This window comes from Synechococcus sp. EJ6-Ellesmere (genome assembly GCF_024345875.1).
Taxonomy (GTDB): Bacteria; Cyanobacteriota; Cyanobacteriia; order PCC-6307; family Cyanobiaceae; genus Regnicoccus_A; species Regnicoccus_A antarcticus.
The window spans coordinates 1-14,481 of the sequence record NZ_JAGQBY010000080.1 but is presented as its reverse complement, the minus strand read 5'-3'; the positions used below and the strand labels follow the sequence as shown (position 1 = coordinate 14,481).

Genomic DNA, 14,481 nt, shown 5'->3' with positions numbered 1-14,481 from the left:
GACCTCAGTGGGAGGTCCCGGAGCCGTGGCCGTCACCGTGCTTGGCGCAGGGCATCCACTGGTTGCCCATCTTGTGGGCGCCTGTGCAGTTGAAGTGGAGTTTGGCCGCCTTCTCCGCTTCTGCCTCGGTTGGATAGAGCGCTGGCACGCCGCCGGAACCGGTGGCTGGAGCGGCAAGGCCAGCGGCTGAGAGCAAGAGGTTGGCGCCGATCGCGGCTGCCGTCCGGGCTGCCCATGGACTGGAAAGGCTCGACATGGAACAGGGAGGGGCGGAGCGAGCGCAGGGATACCTGCTGAACGCCAAGCCTACCAAAAGCCTCCAGCAGAGCACTCTTGGTGGAGAGTGGTGGCCGGGACGCCTCTCCGCCTGCTGATGCCTAAAATTGCAAGGCTCCATCAAATGGAGGGTTTCCGCCGTGGCTCGCCAGGGATCACTGTCATCGTCGCCTGCTCCCAGCCTGCGCATCGGCGAAGTGGCCAGGCGTACAGGCCTCCCCGTGAAGACGATTCGCTACTACTGCGACGAGGGACTGCTCCAGCCCAAGACACGCTCCGCAGCGGGATACAGGTTGTTTGATCAGGAGAATCTCGCTGAGTTGACGATCATTCGGGCGCTGCGAGCGATGGATGTATCGATTCCCGAGTTGGCGAAGATTCTGGAGGTCCGGCGAGCTGGTGTCTGCAACTGCTCTGTCCTGAAAGACAGCATTGCGGGCAGGATGGAATCAATAAACCTGCGCGTCTCAGAGCTCGTTGCCATGAAGAATGAGCTGGCTCGCCTGCTGGACAGCTGGCAAGACTGCGGCGGCTTCAAGGCTGATCGGTGATCGCCATGGGATTCCACTTCCGCCGATCCCCCGCCTGGGCCCGCTGCATGTCAATGTCGCCAAGGGCGAGCTGGGATGGTTGCTGCGGCGCTGTCGGGCGGAAACCCTCCATGTAGCCAGGCCTGGCTGAAGCTATGGGTTCAATGGTCTGGGATTTTTTATGTCAATTCGCAAGTTTTTGAGCCGCTGTTGTCTCGGCTCAGTGAGTCTTGTGATTCACCGACTCTGCTCAGGATCATGACTGCCACCAGCGCCGCTCACCGGCAACTTCCATGAACGACTACAACGGTCCGGTCTGGCAACGGCTGAGCCACTCTGCCCTGCTGCGCTTCCTGTTGCTGCTTGCCTGTGGCTGGGGTGTGGTGAAGTTGATCGACTATTTCCAAGCGGTGCTCACCCTTTTCATTGCAGCGGCGATGCTGGCAGTGCTGCTGGACTTCCCAGTACGTCGGTTGGTGCGCCTGGGTTGCGGCAGAAGCCTGGCGATCCTGCTCACCGTGCTGGGGTCCATCGGTGTGGTTAGCCTGTTTGTGAGGGTGCTTGGCTTCCAGTTGGTTAACCAATGTACCGGCCTGCTCAATGATCTGGTTCTGGCCTTTCAGAGTCCAGATCTGCCCTTTCACAGTTTCCTGAAAACGATTGGGCCCTCTGAGCTGATTGAGCTTTTGCGCGACAGTCTCGGTAAGGGCCTAGGAATGGTCGGTGGAGCCTTTACCAGCGTATTTGGCAGCGTTTTTCTGGTCGTGATCGTGGTCTACATGCTCCTCGACAATGGAGCCACTTGGCGCCAGCTCTTGCGCCTGTTGCCGAATGACGTGCGCGGCCGCTTTGACCGAAGCGTTCAGAAAAACGTGCTGGGCTTTCTGCGTGGGCAGATCACGCTGATGATCTTTCTGAGCCTGGCCAGTCTCCTGGTCTTCGCTGTACTGGGTGTTAAGTTCTCCTTGGTGCTGGCCATTGTGGTGGGCGTGCTGGATGCCATCCCAGGCATCGGTGCCACCCTCGGGGTAATCGTAGCTGCCACCTTGGTGTTCCTTACCCAGGGCCAGTGGCTGGCCCTGCAGGTGGTGATCGCCTCGGTGGTTCTTCAGCAAATCCAGGACAATCTGATCCATCCGAGGGTGATGGGACGGGCTCTTGAGATCCGACCGGTGGTGCTGTTCTTTGCCCTGTTCGTGGGTGAGCGGCTGGCGGGCCTGCTGGGGGTGTTCCTGGCCATTCCCGTGACCGGCATGATCCTGGGTTGGAGCAAGGATGAGGAACAGGAAGAATCACCATTCGCCACGCCATAGCCGATCCCCTGTCGGTGAAGTTGCGTGGCATACCATCCATACAGGGAGTTGTTTCTGGAGCGTGTCCATTCGCTCTTGTTCGTGTCCACCAGTCATCGCGAATTGACCGCGCGCGCCAGGCCCGTGACGGCTCGGAGGTTGTGGCGTTTTGAGATGAACGGAGACTTCCCAATCCCAACGGTGGCGATACTGTGGCGAGTTGATGAGTGACGTTGGCGATTCCCTATCAGCCCTCTCTGCTTCGTCTGCTGCATGGCGTGGCCGCTGCAGTAGCCGGGTTAGCCTCTTTCACCGGCTTTCTCATTTACAATCACTACGACGGCCGGTTTGGTCGCCTGCCACTCGGGGGATCGGAGCAGGTGATCGACCTGCACGGTGATGTAGGCGGTCTTCTGCAGTGGGTGCTGATTCCATTTGCCCTTTACTCACTCACCCTCGGTGTCCGCCGTCTGTTCCGTCCGGCCGATCTGGGCCGGATGGTGGGTTCTCTGCCGGCCTGGCAGCGCCTGACCAATACAGCGGCCCTGCTGAGCTTGGCGGCTGCTGTGCTCAGTGGCCTGCCGATGGAAGACGACTGGCTGACGGACGGAGATCTCAATCAGTTCTGGTACGTCCTTCATCTCACCAGCTGGCTGGTGCTGACCCTTGCTGTGGTCGGGCATCTGATTGTCCTCAGCCTCAACGGTGGCTGGCCCCTGCTTCGCTCGATGTTGACCTTGAACCTGCGCAGCGGCGACCGCCCCAAGCATTGGCCACAGCAGGTATGGACGTTCATTCGGCGCCGTGGGCCCTCGGGTGGTCGCCAGCATGGGCCCTGACGAGACGCGAGTTTGACCTCATGGCCTATGGCCGGTGAGCACCAGGGGATGTACCTCACCCCGACGTGGTACCGGAACTGTGGCAGGTCATGCAGACCTTGCGGCTGCGGGTCTTGAGCAGCACGGCCTCATCGAGGAAGGGCCACTCCTCGATAGACGGCTCCATGAACCCGGCATCTTCCGCGATGGACCGGCGCAGACGGACACACATACCCCTGAACCCATGCGTATGTCTGTACTAACACGTCTGCTCTGCTGGCTGCAGCGCTGATGGGCGCAGCGCCTCGATGCGGCCCGGGAGATCCTCGTAGCTGATGCCCTCCCCGTGGGCCCGAATCAGGGGTTGTAGGCCGATCGATTTGCGTTCGGCATGCAGTTTGCTGGTGGGCACCACCCAGAAGCGCCATTGGCTTAGGTCCTGCGGATCCACCCGCTCGGGGTCCTGCTCCGCCAAAAGGCAGAAGACGTAGGCGGTGGCGACCCGCTGCTCGATCGGGAAGCTGATCACACTCAGCCCTTCCTGCTCCCAGGCCTGCACATAGGCCGCCGACTTCACCTCCAGCGTGATCGCGCCATCAGTGACATCCGCCTCGGCCCATTCGATGCGGTGTTCACCGGGATCGAGGCCCAGAGCCCGGTGCACCAGCCACTCGGCATAGGCACCGCGGGTGCGGTTCTCCAGCAGGTGGCCGGAGTTCCAGCGGAGGAACCCGTTGAGGTCATTCATGGCCGGTTTGCTTCAGGACGCAACGGCACAAAGATCCGATTGCCGTTCGCTCTGTTGGTGAACACGGCATTGCTCTGGACGAAGATCTGGCGCTCCCAGATCCCACCGAGCGAATCCCGGAGGGTGGAGAACGGGAAGCCCTGTTTCTCGAGGCGGTAGGTCATCGCCTTGCCGTCCCGCCAGACGATGCGCACCGTTCCATGAGGAGAGTGGGTGTTGCGGCAGCCGATGGGCTGGTCATTGAACAACTAAGAGACGGAATGGAAACAGCATCGGAGTCTTGGTGGACGTTCCGCTGATAGGGCACGAGCTCTGAACGGGAGGGGTTCAGATTCAGGAACTGGCCATTGGCTGGCAGAAAGACATCAATCGGCTCAGTTCTGGCTGCCGTTGCTTTCGGTTGTGCGGTTCTCAGCATCCCCGCTGCTGCCGCCCTCGCCAGAGCTCTCGCCCTGCGGCCTGGGCCCCATCGTGGCGCCAAGGGCGCGGCAGGACTCGATGGGATCAACGCCCGGTGCCAGGCCCAAGGCCTTGCGTAGCGCATCGAGCTGAGCCACTGACTGCAGATCGATCGTGCTGGCTACCTGCTCGCAGGCCAGCTTTTTCAGGGCCTGGGTATCGGGGCGGCCACACCCGGCGAGCAGCGCCAGAGCAATGGAGGCACCAACGGTCGCAACCCTGGTCATCGTCATCCGTACAGAACCGTCGCCAAGGTAGGGACAAGGGCCAGCTGCTGACCGATTGGGTGCCGGGCCTCATGCGACGGCCTGGTGCTGCACCAGGAAGGCCTCGATCCAGTCGTGGTGTCGCTTCTGGCAAATCCGATCCGCGATGGAGGTGGCCTCCTCCGGGACCTGAAACCGCTTGCGGAAGGCCTTGGTGAAACCCTCCAGCTGGGGCTGGGGAAGGCTGCGGATGGTGGCGTGAATCCGCCGGATCGTGGTGCCATCGAGGGGCAGGAAGGCCGGATCTTCTTGAGCCTCCTCCATGCCAACAGCCGCTGCAGCGTGGGAGTGCTGGCCTGCGGGTGGGTGGCCGCTGGGACGGTGACCGTTGCCAACCGGTGAGCGCCGCAACGTGCCGTTTCCGGCGGCGGCATTGGGTGCGATCCCGTTGGGGGAGTGGGGCGGCATGTCGCCTCGAGAGGGGGCCCCGGTGACGCTTGAGGTGACCTCTCGCTGCTGCTTGTCATAGAGCGCGAGCCCGAACGGGTTCCCGAAGGTCATCAATGCCCGTTTCATGGCATCGGTTTCCGCTTCCTTGAGAGCGGATTCATGGGCCTGGCCCAGGTCGACGTCGATGCCGTGGCCGGCACCGCTGCCTTCCCGCACGATCCCGCCGACGACCACCCGCACCCGGGCGGTGTAGGTGACACCCCAGCCGTCGCGTTGCGGTGGATCGGAGGGCTTGCTCGGCTCACGGCCGATACGACGTTCCGCCTGGGAGACGCACTGCAGAGCAACCGTCTCGCGCTGCCAGCCGTCGAAGCCAAAGATCCGGTTGGCTTCTGCGATCACCTGCCAGCCCTCCAGGTAGCTCACCTTGGCGCGGCCCTGTTCGCGCTGCTTGACCTTGCCGCGATCGAGGGGGGCGGAGAGGGACTGGATCTGCTCGGCGGAGAACGTGCCGGTCATGGCTTCGAGGGGATGGGTGGGAACAGGGCTTGGGATCAGTAGGCGGAGGTTTTCGGCGGCGATTCGATCAGCACCCAGCAGGGCGGCTCGCTGCAGTGGATGTGATCGGGCGAAGGCCGGCGGCCTGGTTTGCGGGTGATGGGCACCACCCAGCTGCTCAGCCGTGTGGACCAGATGTGGCCCCTGGGACGTGGGCTGGTGGGTGTGGTGTTGGCGGTTGTGCTGCCGTAGGTGGAGAGATCCATGGCTTCTGGTGATCTGGTGTTGGCTCTGAACGGATGACCTGGGCCTGCTCCGACAGCAGGCCATAACGAGACGGCCTGTGGCCGTCAGTGGATGCGCCAGCTGCGATGGGAGAGGAGCTGGGCTCCAGGGATCTGCTGGCCGGCCTTGAGGGCCTGCTTGATGGCAGCCTTGTCGGGCTGGCTGGTGGTCTTGACCGTCAGCCACTCGGGAGCCAGGGCCTGCTCGTCGTCGATCTCGACGGCCTGGGATCTGCGGCTTGTGAGCTCGTGATTGGGGAAGGAGAAGCGGGTGGCGTGCGGCTGCAGCCGGGTGAGGACCAGAACGAGTGATTCCTCCAGGGCGTCAGCCCGGCCTGCATCGGAGCGGGAAAGATCCGTGAGGCGTTTGGCCTGCTGCTGGCGGTAGGCGGCCTGGCCGCGCAGGTGCTCGATCACCCAGCAGGTGGCATCGGCCTTGGCGGCCAGGGCCTGCTTGTTGCCCTCCTCTGCCATCAGGGCTGCTTCCAGCCCGGCGAGGGCCTGGCTGCGGCTGTCTTCGTCATCGCTCTGCAGCTGCTCGGCCAGTTGGCCGATGGCAGTGGTGAGCTCCTGGGCCTCGATGCCCAGCTGCCAGAGCGAGCCGGTGCGCTGGAGAGAGCAGGCCGGGCCGGCAACATCCGCAGCAACGTGAGCGGACGCCTTGGCAGCAGCGGCGGGGGTGGGGGTAAGAACGGGCATGACGGTGATAAGGGAATGGGAGCGGAGGCGCCAACCGCCGGGGAAGGCTTCAGGGGCAAGAGGCAGGAGCGGGATCGGCCCAACGGCCTGCTGAGTGGCTGACTTCCACCACGGCGATCGGCACCGGGGAGCGGGAGGCCAAGCGGCGGGCTTCTCTCACCAGCGAGGCCGTGCCGGACCCACCGGGGAAGGCCACCACCAGCACGGAGGTGGAGACACCTGGGGAGGTGTGGGCCTCAGCCCGGGCAACGGCCAGCTCGAGGAGTTCCCGATTGCGAATCGGACCGGCGGCCCGGCCATGGCGCCGCCATTCGGCGGGCATGACCAGCGCCGACCAGCCCAGCTGATGGGCCGCGCGGGCGATGGCGGCATCGGCTCCGCGGGCTCCGCCGTGGAGCAACAGATGGACCAGCCGGCCGCCGCTGCGGGCCAGCAGCTCAGCGGCAACGCGCTGATGGGGCCAGGCCAGATCACGGCCTCCGCCGGCCGCGATCACAAGGGAGCGACCGGGGCCCATTACGGGCCTGGATGACATACAAAGAGCCATGGAATCAGTTGCCGTGGATGACAACTGATCGGGGCATCAAGGCCGCTCAGGCATATGCGGCCGTGATGGCGAGATCAGGGGATGACGTTGCCGCAGGCGATGGGCTCGGGGCCTTTGGCGTAGCCCTTACTCTAGCAGTACAAATGCACTTTAGGATCGCCAGAGCCGCTGCAAACACTTGGATTCAAGTGGTTCCAGCTCGTGCTCTCAGACCTCTGTTGAGTGACAGCTAGATGGCCATCTTTGCGGCCGGCCTGGGGATCCAGGCCTGATGGACAGCCGCGTAGCAGCGCGAGGTGACCCCTAGCCATCAGCGCCCCTGATCCATCACCTGCCGGCCGGATGAGCAGCGGCACCGCAGCCGCGGGAGAATCACCGGGCCCTTCGCCCCCACCACAGCCCCGCGGAGGGCGGCGGCGGCTGTCTGACGTCAGCCACGGCGAAGCCGTGGCAAGTTCAGGACGGCCGCTGCCGACCGCAGCTTCCGGAGGCGCCTGCTCAGCCCCAGGGCACATCCAGAAATTCGACCAGCAGCACGCCCCGGTGGCTGCCGTGCAGTTTCACCAGCCCCCGTGCCGCGGCAGCTTCCATCCCAACGCGCTCGCGCTGCAGCTGTTCCGCTGTGGCAAGGACCCGCACCCAGCCCCCAGTCATGAAGCCCTCGCTGCCTGTCTCGAATGGCTGCAGTCGCCGATGGCGATGGTTGTTGCGTTCGTAGTAGAGGCCCCCACCGGTTGGGTCGATGCCCTCTGCCCAAACCTGATCGACCATCAGCTTGCCAATCGCCAGCGGATCCCGGGCCGCCTCATCGATTGCTTCTCCATCGAGCACAAGTGGGTTGCCCGGGTCCTCCCGGTTGTCGGAAACGATCAGGCGCTTGCTCATGGCACAACGAATGCTGGGGATGGCTGATGCATGGCCGGTGAATCGCTCCGTGTCTACGCGAACCGCAGCAACGCTTGAGACGGAAGGACTGCCACTTTCATTGTCCTTGCGCTGACTTTCACGGTCACAGAAGCACCTGATGCCCGAGCTTTGCTCAGCTCGCCTCTGCCGGCAAGAACGTGTTGGCCCGATCGAACGCCGCAATCGTCCCTGCCACACTGGCCCAGGGATAGGAGCGGCAGTGCACTTCGAGGCTGTGTCCCATGGCCTGGGCCATGCTGCCGGCATCGATTCCGCGTTGGTGCCCGCGCAGGCTGTAGCTGTGCCTGAAGCTGTAGGGCACAGCGCGCTGGACGTTGGCAGCCATCGCTTCTCGTAGGGATCGCCAAGCCGGCTGTCGGTTCAGATAGGTCTTGATGCAATCAGCAGGACTGTTCCCACCGCTCAGTGGCGGCAGTTCGATCAACTTGGCCTGCCACTGTTTCAATAGTTTCCAATTGATGCCCTCACCATCTTCGGCAATCAGAGGTAGAGGAAATAGCCGGCGTGAATCTGTCGAACCTCCACCACTTCGCTTGCGGTAAGTGCACCACCAGTAGGGCTTTCGAGTGGATGAATCTGTTCGGATCGTCAGGTGCAGCAGTTCGATTGGCCTTAGTCCCAGCTCCGCCATCAGACGGATGGCATTGGCCCAGCGAAGTCCGGCTACATCCTGGGGTAGTGCTGCGATCAAGTTCAGGATCTGCTGGTCTGTGAAGGGATCACCCTTCTGACTGGCAGATGCTGCCTCTCTGGATTTGATACCGACGTGCTGCCTGAGGTTGGTCGGAGGGGCCCAGAGAACAGGCACTCCCGCGCGATGCACGCCGTAGCGCAAGAATTGAGCCAGAGACTGAGCACGAATCTGGCGCGTCCGGCTGCCAGGGGGCCAGGAGCGAATGCACTGATCCATCAGATCAGCTGGGTTCATCGGCGCCTTCCGACTGGAGAGGAGCTCCACGGCTGCCGAGACAACAGGTAGGTAATGGGCTTCCCAGGTCTCTGGTTTGACGGTCGTGCCGTGCTCCAGCTTCTGGAGCCGGAACCCCTCCGCAATGGTGGGCCAGTCGATCGGGGCTGCTGGTGCTTCTCCGGCGGCCAGGGTCGCCGCTGCCTTGAGGGTGTGACCGTCGCAGGCAAAGCGATAGATCGAGCGCACCCTTGCGACTGCATCACCGGTCTGCCCCTTGACCCAGTCGAAGGGCAGGGCGACAGAGGACATCCGTCCGTCGGGGGCCTTCACCTCGAGACGCATCCGGCCGCGGTGCTCGCGCACCCACCAACCCTCACTCGTACTTGTACGAACGGAGGCCCGAAAACCTTTCACCCAGGCCTGGTCGTGGCGGGCCCTTGTCGCCATAAAGCACCCAGCCAGAGCGTTCGTACAATTGTACGGAAAAATGGCTCTTTTGGACCTGACAGGCCATGACAGCCTCTGACAAAGTCCCTTGCCGCAACGGGTCTCGGCAGTGGTGATCAGGGTTTGTCTATTGGTTTGGGAGCACTAGGTCGCAGGTTCGAATCCTGTCGCCCCGACTGACTTTTCAGGGATTGGCCTCCAGCCCTGAGCACAAAACGAGCACAAAACCGACCTGGCTCCGCCCAGATCGGCTCCTCCATCACGACCGAGCCGGCCTCCCCGGTCCAGTCCGCGATCTGGTTCGCCATCCCCGGTGGCACGTCGAACACCCGGAAGTCCGGCCCGGGACAGTCAGGGGTCTGGCACACCGGCGCCAGGTGGGCCAGCACATCCCCCAGCGTGTGGTCCCCCTCGATCGCCACATCACCGCGTCCGGCCCCATAGGCCACGCCCTCCTGCAGCCGCTCTAGGGGCCGCCTCAAGCCTCCAGACCTCTCAATCCTGCTGACGTGATGAACCGCCCCACTCAGGCGGCGGTGGGGGCCACAGCACCCCCTCCGTTGGGCGCTGGCCGCCTCCCGTCGCTCCACCACCGCCGCCAGGGTCGATCACCACATCCCGATAGGCCAGGCCCGCCTCGGCCATCGGCTCCAGCAGGTCATTCACCAGCAACAGCGCCACCGGCGCGTAGGGCCTGCTGCGTGGATCGGCCGGCGTGAGCTCACTGCCGCTCACCACCTGGGGGATCTCCTGCAGCGTCAGCCTCGACGTCCTCGGCCGCCAGCTGAAGTCCGCGAACGAAGTCCAGCCAGCCACCGCCGCCGGTGGTGTCGCCACAGGGAAGGAAATCCACCAGTCCGGATCAACCGCCCGACCCAGCTGGTGGAGGCGCTTCCCATCCAGCACGAACGTGCCGTGCACATCATTGGCCCGGCCCGGGTAGGTCACCGGGTTGCTATTGCAGGGCCCGAACCAGATCGCCGCCGGCATCCGGTACGGCTGCGGATCGTTCAGCCACGAATACGTCGTCCCAGAGGCCGAGAGCCGGCGGGACTGGAGCAGCAGCTGCGGACGGTTCACCAGCAGCTGCCGCCGGTGTGCTGGCTCATAGCCCTGCACATTCGGGCGGAAGGCAATCACCGGCCCGTAGGAGCCCGCCGCATTCGGCGCCCAGCCCGTCAGCCGCCGCAGGCAGACCATCCACTTCAGGCTCACAGGATCACGCGCCAGCAGGAACGACCAGGGATTCGGATTGATCACGCCGGTTATCGGCGCCGCCGCTGAATCACCGCTGAACACGAACCACTCCGCCCCCGGCGTCGTGTCCTGCGCGAACACCACCGCCGAGGGGCCCGGCTGGGGCTCCATCGGCTCGAACACATACGCCGCAGCCGAGGTGCCGCTCACCTTCAAGTTGGCCGAGCCCTCAGCTGAGGTGCTCACTGAGCTAGCGACCGTTCCATAGCCATCGTTCGTGCTGTTCGCTGTCCACAGCGACAACGGAGCACCCTGAAACGTCACCGACGAGTAGCTCGTCTGGCCGACGGTCTGGAAGAACTGCACAATCCACTGCCCGCTCGGCGTCCCCAGCTGCAGCACAAGGCCGCGCTTCTGGTTCGCCAGCGAACTCAGGTGCGTGCGAGGCAGCGCCAGCTGGTAGCCCTCATTCCCCGCCGTCGCATTCACCGCGGCGATGAACGCCACCAGCCGTTCGATGAACAGCGGAAACGGCGCCTCAACCGCGTTGCTGAGCCAATCCAGCGACGGCAGCAGCTTGATCCCCGCGCTCGTGTTCATCGCCGCACCACCCGGGGCCAGAGCACACCCTCCGCCGGTCGACCGGGCCCGCTACCAGGGCCAGCCGGCGCACGGCCCTCGATTGCGTCCACCAGGAACGCGCTCAGAACCGGATGACTCAGCACACCCGAGATCGACTGCCTCGCCGCTGGAGCATCCAGCCGTTGCGGCTGCAGCGCCGACGGCAACCACCCCGGCATCCCATCCAGGAAGGTCATCTGCGAGATGCCGGTGCGCCAGCCGCTGTAGGCCGAGAAGCTCGTCCAGCCCGACTGGGCGGCCGGCGGCTGGGCGATCGGCAACACCAGCCAGACGTTGCCGCCAAACGCTCGCCCCAGCTGGTAGTAGCGCATCTCCAGCCGGTCGAACCGACAGAAGACCTGATTCAGCCGCTCTGGATAGGGCCATTCCACACCGCCGTACGATCCAATCCACAGCGGCGCCGGACACAGCGACGGCATCCCATCGGGCGACAGCGCACCAGTAGCTGATCGCTTGTTGGTGATCAGCGGATAGCCCTTCATCACAAACCGATCCAGTTTCACGAAGTTGTAACCCTGCCTCTCAACGCGCTCGTACTGATTGACGCTGTTGTATTGACAACCTGACCGATAACTATTCATCGGCATGTTGAAGCACCAGGCCGAATACTGGCGATGCCGGTACAGCAAGAAGTCCCATGGCCTGCCGCCACTCTCCCCGTTCGGATCGGCCGGCACCGTCGTGCAATCCGAGCGGAAGTAGAAGAACTCAACTCCAGGTTCCGTCTCCTGCACAAAGGTCAGTGCATAGGGTTGATTCGACCAGGGCGTCAGAAAGCCTGAACCGCTGTGGCAATCAACCGCTGGATCGGTCATCCCGACATTCAGCAACGTGCCATAACCCTCGTTGGCGCCATCATCCGTCCAGTTCTTGAATCTCCCGACCCTCAGAAAAGAGTTGGCGAAGTTATCCGCAGGCATCAGCAACTGCAGCAGCCAATCCTCAACAGGAGTGCCGAGCTTCAGCACCATGCCCCGCATCGTCCCCGTGGAGCTCGCGTGGGTCTTCAGAAGCGTCAGCTGCCAGCTCTCGTTGCCCGGCGTCGCATTCACCGCCGCGATGAACGCCGAAAGCCTCGTGAACAGCTGTGGAAACGGCGCCGTGCCCGCCAGCGACTGCCAATCCAGCGCAGTCGTACCCGACTTGATCCCCGCCGTGATCGTCATGGCGGCGGGATCATCACCAGCAGGTTGCCGCCCACCTGCAGCCAGAACTCATCAGGCGGCCCGCCGCTGATCTGGGTTGTGGTCAGCGGCTGCAGGCTGTTGCGGGCCGCCAGCTCGGCCGGCAGCACCAGGGCCTGCTCGAGGACGATCGGTTCCTCGTAGTTGTTAAAGGTGCTGCTGTTCACCACCACAGGCCGGGTGATCACATCCGTCACCGCCTGCGTCAGCAACCAGTCCGATGTCACCCTGCAGAGCGAACGGAAACCGATGCCGCCCTCCCGGCCGGTCATCATCGTCGCGCCAGAGCGCAGAGAGCTGAGCACCAACCACTGATCATGCGTCACCTCACGCACAATCAGCCAATGCAGGAACGAATAGAAGCTACTGGTATTGGCTTGCGCCATCCCGAAGTATTCCTGACCTGACGTTGTTCCCCAGAACACGAACATATCGCTTTCATAGTTAGCGCTCGGCGACAGGTTGTTCAGGGTGAGGCCATCACTGGTCAGCAGTTGCGTCGCGCCGTTGCCATCCACAAAGGTGGTGCCCGTGCTGCCATGCACCCCGTTCCCGCCAGCCGGGTTGTAATCAGCCGCCTGAGCGAACCACACATCCCAGCGGTTCCGGCGGTCCACCTGAGCGCAGAGCGGACCACCGGCCAGCCCCTGGGCGATCATCGGCCCGTAGCGGTTCTCGATCCGCAGCGTCCAGCCGCAGAACAGCGCATCATCCGCTGGTCCTTTCAGCACCGTGATCGGCTGCGTCAGGTAGCGGGCATTCACCACCGCCAGCCAGTCGCGCAGCGGCACATCAGCACGCCTGGCCACATCCGGCCAATCCAGCGTCAGCGCCTTGGGGGGTAGGTAGAGCAGGTTGGCTGGCATCAGTCCACCCACACCGTGGTGCGCAGCGTCAGCTCAGGCGTCACCACACCGCCCTGCTCGATGCGCAGCCGTGCCCAGAGTCCCGCCTGCGCCGGTGCATCAGCACTGCCGTAGCTCACGCCCGGCGGCATCTGCAGCACACCACCTCCCAGCAGGGGGAGGCGCAGATCCGCCACCACACCGCTGCTGGCCGCGGGGTCAGCATCCAGGGGCCGCGAGGCGTCCGCGTCGTAGGCCGCCTGGCTGTTGTAGAGCGTCAGCCAGCAGGCCGCATTCACGCTCACCTCACGCAGCAGACCATCCCTGCCAAGCCCCGTGAACAGCACCGGCACCACCGCCGGCCCTGAGACCGCCGAGAGGGCGATCGTCTGCAGCGTGCGGCGGGGAGTATCAATCCTGGCAACCCACGTCGGCATCAGGGGATCACCGCGATCCTGCGAATAGCCCGGGTCTCCTGCGCAAACGTCTTGCCCAGTGGATCCCAGCTGCCGTAATACCAATCCTGGATGATCACGGTTGATCCAGAATCTTCCGTTGATGTTGCCATGTTGCCGGCGAAGAACTCCTCCGCCCCGCCAGCTTGGAAGGCTGGGAAGACCGTTGTCATGGGATTGCCAAGCGTGTACAACCCAGTGGGCGGCACCGCATAAGCATTGGTGCCATGCGTTTCAGTATTTCCATCTGAATTGTCAGGCTTGAACTTGCGGTAGAGAATCTCCAGCTCATACAGCGCCGGCACATACCAATCGTTGAAGCCTGCAATCGTCAGCCCTCGCGCCCATTGCGCTGCCGGGTGCGCCGCATCATTGGCCGCATTGCTGTTCGCCCAGCCATCAAACGTGCTCGATGCGCCCGCCGTTGCCGAGTTGCTCGTCTTGGTCGCCTTCAGGCTCTGGCCCGTGGCCTTCGGCGCAATGATCAAGGCGTGGGTGGCCACGCCATTCATGCTCTGGGAGATCAGGCCCCCGTAAGTCCCGCCCTCGTAGGCCGCACCGATCGCCGGCAGGCTGCCCACCGGCGTCCCCGTTGGTCCCGGCGTCAGGTTGTAGACATCCCCCGTCAGCTGATCGAGGTAGAGGTCACCGTCGATCTGACCAGGGATCGATGCCGGCGGCGGCCCGCTGCCGACAAACCAGCCCGTGCCGCGGTTGCCCGCCGCGCCCGCGGGGCCACTCGCACCGATCGGGCCCTGGATGCCCTGCGGTCCTGCCGGGCCCGTCGCACCCGCACCTCCAGCCACGCCAGCTGGACCCGCCGGTCCCGTGGGGCCCGCTGGCCCAGCCACGCCAGCCGGACCAGCGATCGAGCCCGCATTCACCCACTGCGTCGTCTCCTGATCCCAGACGAACAGCACGTTCTCGGTGATGCCCGGGCCGTCCACCACCACATAGGCATCGCCATCGGCCATGCCGCTGCTCGGCAGCGAGGGCACGTCGGGCACGTTGCCTTTGATGTTGATCCCCGTTCCGGCAGCGCCGGTCGGTCCAGCAGGGCCAGCAGG

General features: G+C 64.0%; 20 protein-coding genes. 3 read left to right on the top strand and 17 right to left on the bottom strand.

Going from position 1 to position 14,481, the window contains the following annotated elements; all coding sequences use genetic code 11:
* Positions 1–4 precede the first annotated feature (4 nt).
* Positions 5–256 (bottom strand): DUF3721 domain-containing protein, encoded by a 252-nt coding sequence (locus KBY78_RS10000; RefSeq protein WP_255143474.1) that lies wholly within the window; start codon positions 254–256, stop codon positions 5–7.
* Positions 257–416: 160 nt separating this feature from the next.
* Between KBY78_RS10000 and KBY78_RS09995 the strand changes: the two genes are divergently transcribed.
* From KBY78_RS09995 to KBY78_RS09985, 3 genes are all read left to right on the top strand, one after another.
* Positions 417–827 carry a MerR family transcriptional regulator gene (locus tag KBY78_RS09995; protein ID WP_255143473.1) on the top strand — a complete coding sequence of 137 codons (411 nt, stop codon included), beginning with the start codon at positions 417–419 and terminating at the stop codon, positions 825–827.
* A 272-nt stretch (positions 828–1,099) separates the two neighbouring features.
* Positions 1,100–2,119 (top strand): AI-2E family transporter, encoded by a 1,020-nt coding sequence (locus KBY78_RS09990; protein ID WP_255143472.1) that lies wholly within the window; start codon positions 1,100–1,102, stop codon positions 2,117–2,119.
* A 212-nt stretch (positions 2,120–2,331) separates the two neighbouring features.
* Positions 2,332–2,937 carry a cytochrome b/b6 domain-containing protein gene (locus tag KBY78_RS09985; protein ID WP_255143471.1) on the top strand — a complete coding sequence of 202 codons (606 nt, stop codon included), beginning with the start codon at positions 2,332–2,334 and terminating at the stop codon, positions 2,935–2,937.
* Positions 2,938–2,992: 55 nt separating this feature from the next.
* Here the strand turns inward: KBY78_RS09985 and KBY78_RS09980 are convergent, their stop codons facing one another.
* From KBY78_RS09980 to KBY78_RS09905, 16 genes are all read right to left on the bottom strand, one after another.
* Positions 2,993–3,148 carry a hypothetical protein gene (locus tag KBY78_RS09980; RefSeq protein ID WP_255143470.1) on the bottom strand — a complete coding sequence of 52 codons (156 nt, stop codon included), beginning with the start codon at positions 3,146–3,148 and terminating at the stop codon, positions 2,993–2,995.
* A 27-nt stretch (positions 3,149–3,175) separates the two neighbouring features.
* Positions 3,176–3,664, bottom strand: coding sequence for a hypothetical protein (locus KBY78_RS09975; RefSeq protein ID WP_255143469.1), 489 nt, complete (start codon positions 3,662–3,664; stop codon positions 3,176–3,178).
* Positions 3,661–3,858, bottom strand: a complete 198-nt coding sequence (locus KBY78_RS09970) for a hypothetical protein (RefSeq protein WP_255143468.1) — start codon at positions 3,856–3,858, stop codon at positions 3,661–3,663. The genes KBY78_RS09975 and KBY78_RS09970 overlap by 4 nt, the downstream gene beginning before the upstream one ends.
* Positions 3,859–4,038: 180 nt before the next feature.
* On the bottom strand, positions 4,039–4,350 hold the full coding sequence (locus tag KBY78_RS09965; protein ID WP_255143467.1) for a hypothetical protein: 312 nt from the start codon (positions 4,348–4,350) through the stop codon (positions 4,039–4,041).
* Positions 4,351–4,419: 69 nt separating this feature from the next.
* Positions 4,420–5,298 carry an RAD52 family DNA repair protein gene (locus tag KBY78_RS09960; protein WP_255143466.1) on the bottom strand — a complete coding sequence of 293 codons (879 nt, stop codon included), beginning with the start codon at positions 5,296–5,298 and terminating at the stop codon, positions 4,420–4,422.
* Positions 5,299–5,333: 35 nt separating this feature from the next.
* Positions 5,334–5,543, bottom strand: coding sequence for a hypothetical protein (locus KBY78_RS09955; protein ID WP_255143465.1), 210 nt, complete (start codon positions 5,541–5,543; stop codon positions 5,334–5,336).
* A gap of 84 nt (positions 5,544–5,627) precedes the next feature.
* The gene (locus KBY78_RS09950) at positions 5,628–6,260 is read right to left on the bottom strand and encodes a siphovirus Gp157 family protein (RefSeq protein ID WP_255143464.1); all 633 of its coding nucleotides are present in this window, start codon (positions 6,258–6,260) and stop codon (positions 5,628–5,630) included.
* Positions 6,261–6,309: 49 nt separating this feature from the next.
* Positions 6,310–6,795, bottom strand: a complete 486-nt coding sequence (locus KBY78_RS09945) for an SLOG family protein (protein WP_255143463.1) — start codon at positions 6,793–6,795, stop codon at positions 6,310–6,312.
* Between the two features lie 510 nt (positions 6,796–7,305).
* Positions 7,306–7,692, bottom strand: coding sequence for a hypothetical protein (locus KBY78_RS09940; protein WP_255143462.1), 387 nt, complete (start codon positions 7,690–7,692; stop codon positions 7,306–7,308).
* A 154-nt stretch (positions 7,693–7,846) separates the two neighbouring features.
* Entirely contained in the window at positions 7,847–9,007 is a 1,161-nt protein-coding gene (locus KBY78_RS09935) for a tyrosine-type recombinase/integrase (RefSeq protein WP_255143461.1), read from the bottom strand.
* Positions 9,008–9,207: 200 nt separating this feature from the next.
* Entirely contained in the window at positions 9,208–9,573 is a 366-nt protein-coding gene (locus KBY78_RS09930) for a hypothetical protein (RefSeq protein WP_255143460.1), read from the bottom strand.
* A gap of 13 nt (positions 9,574–9,586) precedes the next feature.
* Positions 9,587–10,888, bottom strand: coding sequence for a hypothetical protein (locus tag KBY78_RS09925; RefSeq protein ID WP_255143459.1), 1,302 nt, complete (start codon positions 10,886–10,888; stop codon positions 9,587–9,589).
* A complete protein-coding gene (locus tag KBY78_RS09920) occupies positions 10,885–12,096 on the bottom strand; it encodes a hypothetical protein (RefSeq protein WP_255143458.1) in 1,212 nt (403 codons plus the stop codon). The genes KBY78_RS09925 and KBY78_RS09920 overlap by 4 nt, the downstream gene beginning before the upstream one ends.
* Positions 12,093–12,980, bottom strand: a complete 888-nt coding sequence (locus KBY78_RS09915; RefSeq protein ID WP_255143457.1) for a hypothetical protein — start codon at positions 12,978–12,980, stop codon at positions 12,093–12,095. Before KBY78_RS09915 ends, KBY78_RS09920 begins: the two co-directional genes overlap by 4 nt.
* Positions 12,980–13,396 (bottom strand): hypothetical protein, encoded by a 417-nt coding sequence (locus tag KBY78_RS09910; RefSeq protein WP_255143456.1) that lies wholly within the window; start codon positions 13,394–13,396, stop codon positions 12,980–12,982. The genes KBY78_RS09915 and KBY78_RS09910 overlap by 1 nt, the downstream gene beginning before the upstream one ends.
* The gene (locus KBY78_RS09905; RefSeq protein WP_255143455.1) at positions 13,396–14,421 is read right to left on the bottom strand and encodes a hypothetical protein; all 1,026 of its coding nucleotides are present in this window, start codon (positions 14,419–14,421) and stop codon (positions 13,396–13,398) included. Before KBY78_RS09905 ends, KBY78_RS09910 begins: the two co-directional genes overlap by 1 nt.
* Positions 14,422–14,481 lie beyond the last annotated feature (60 nt).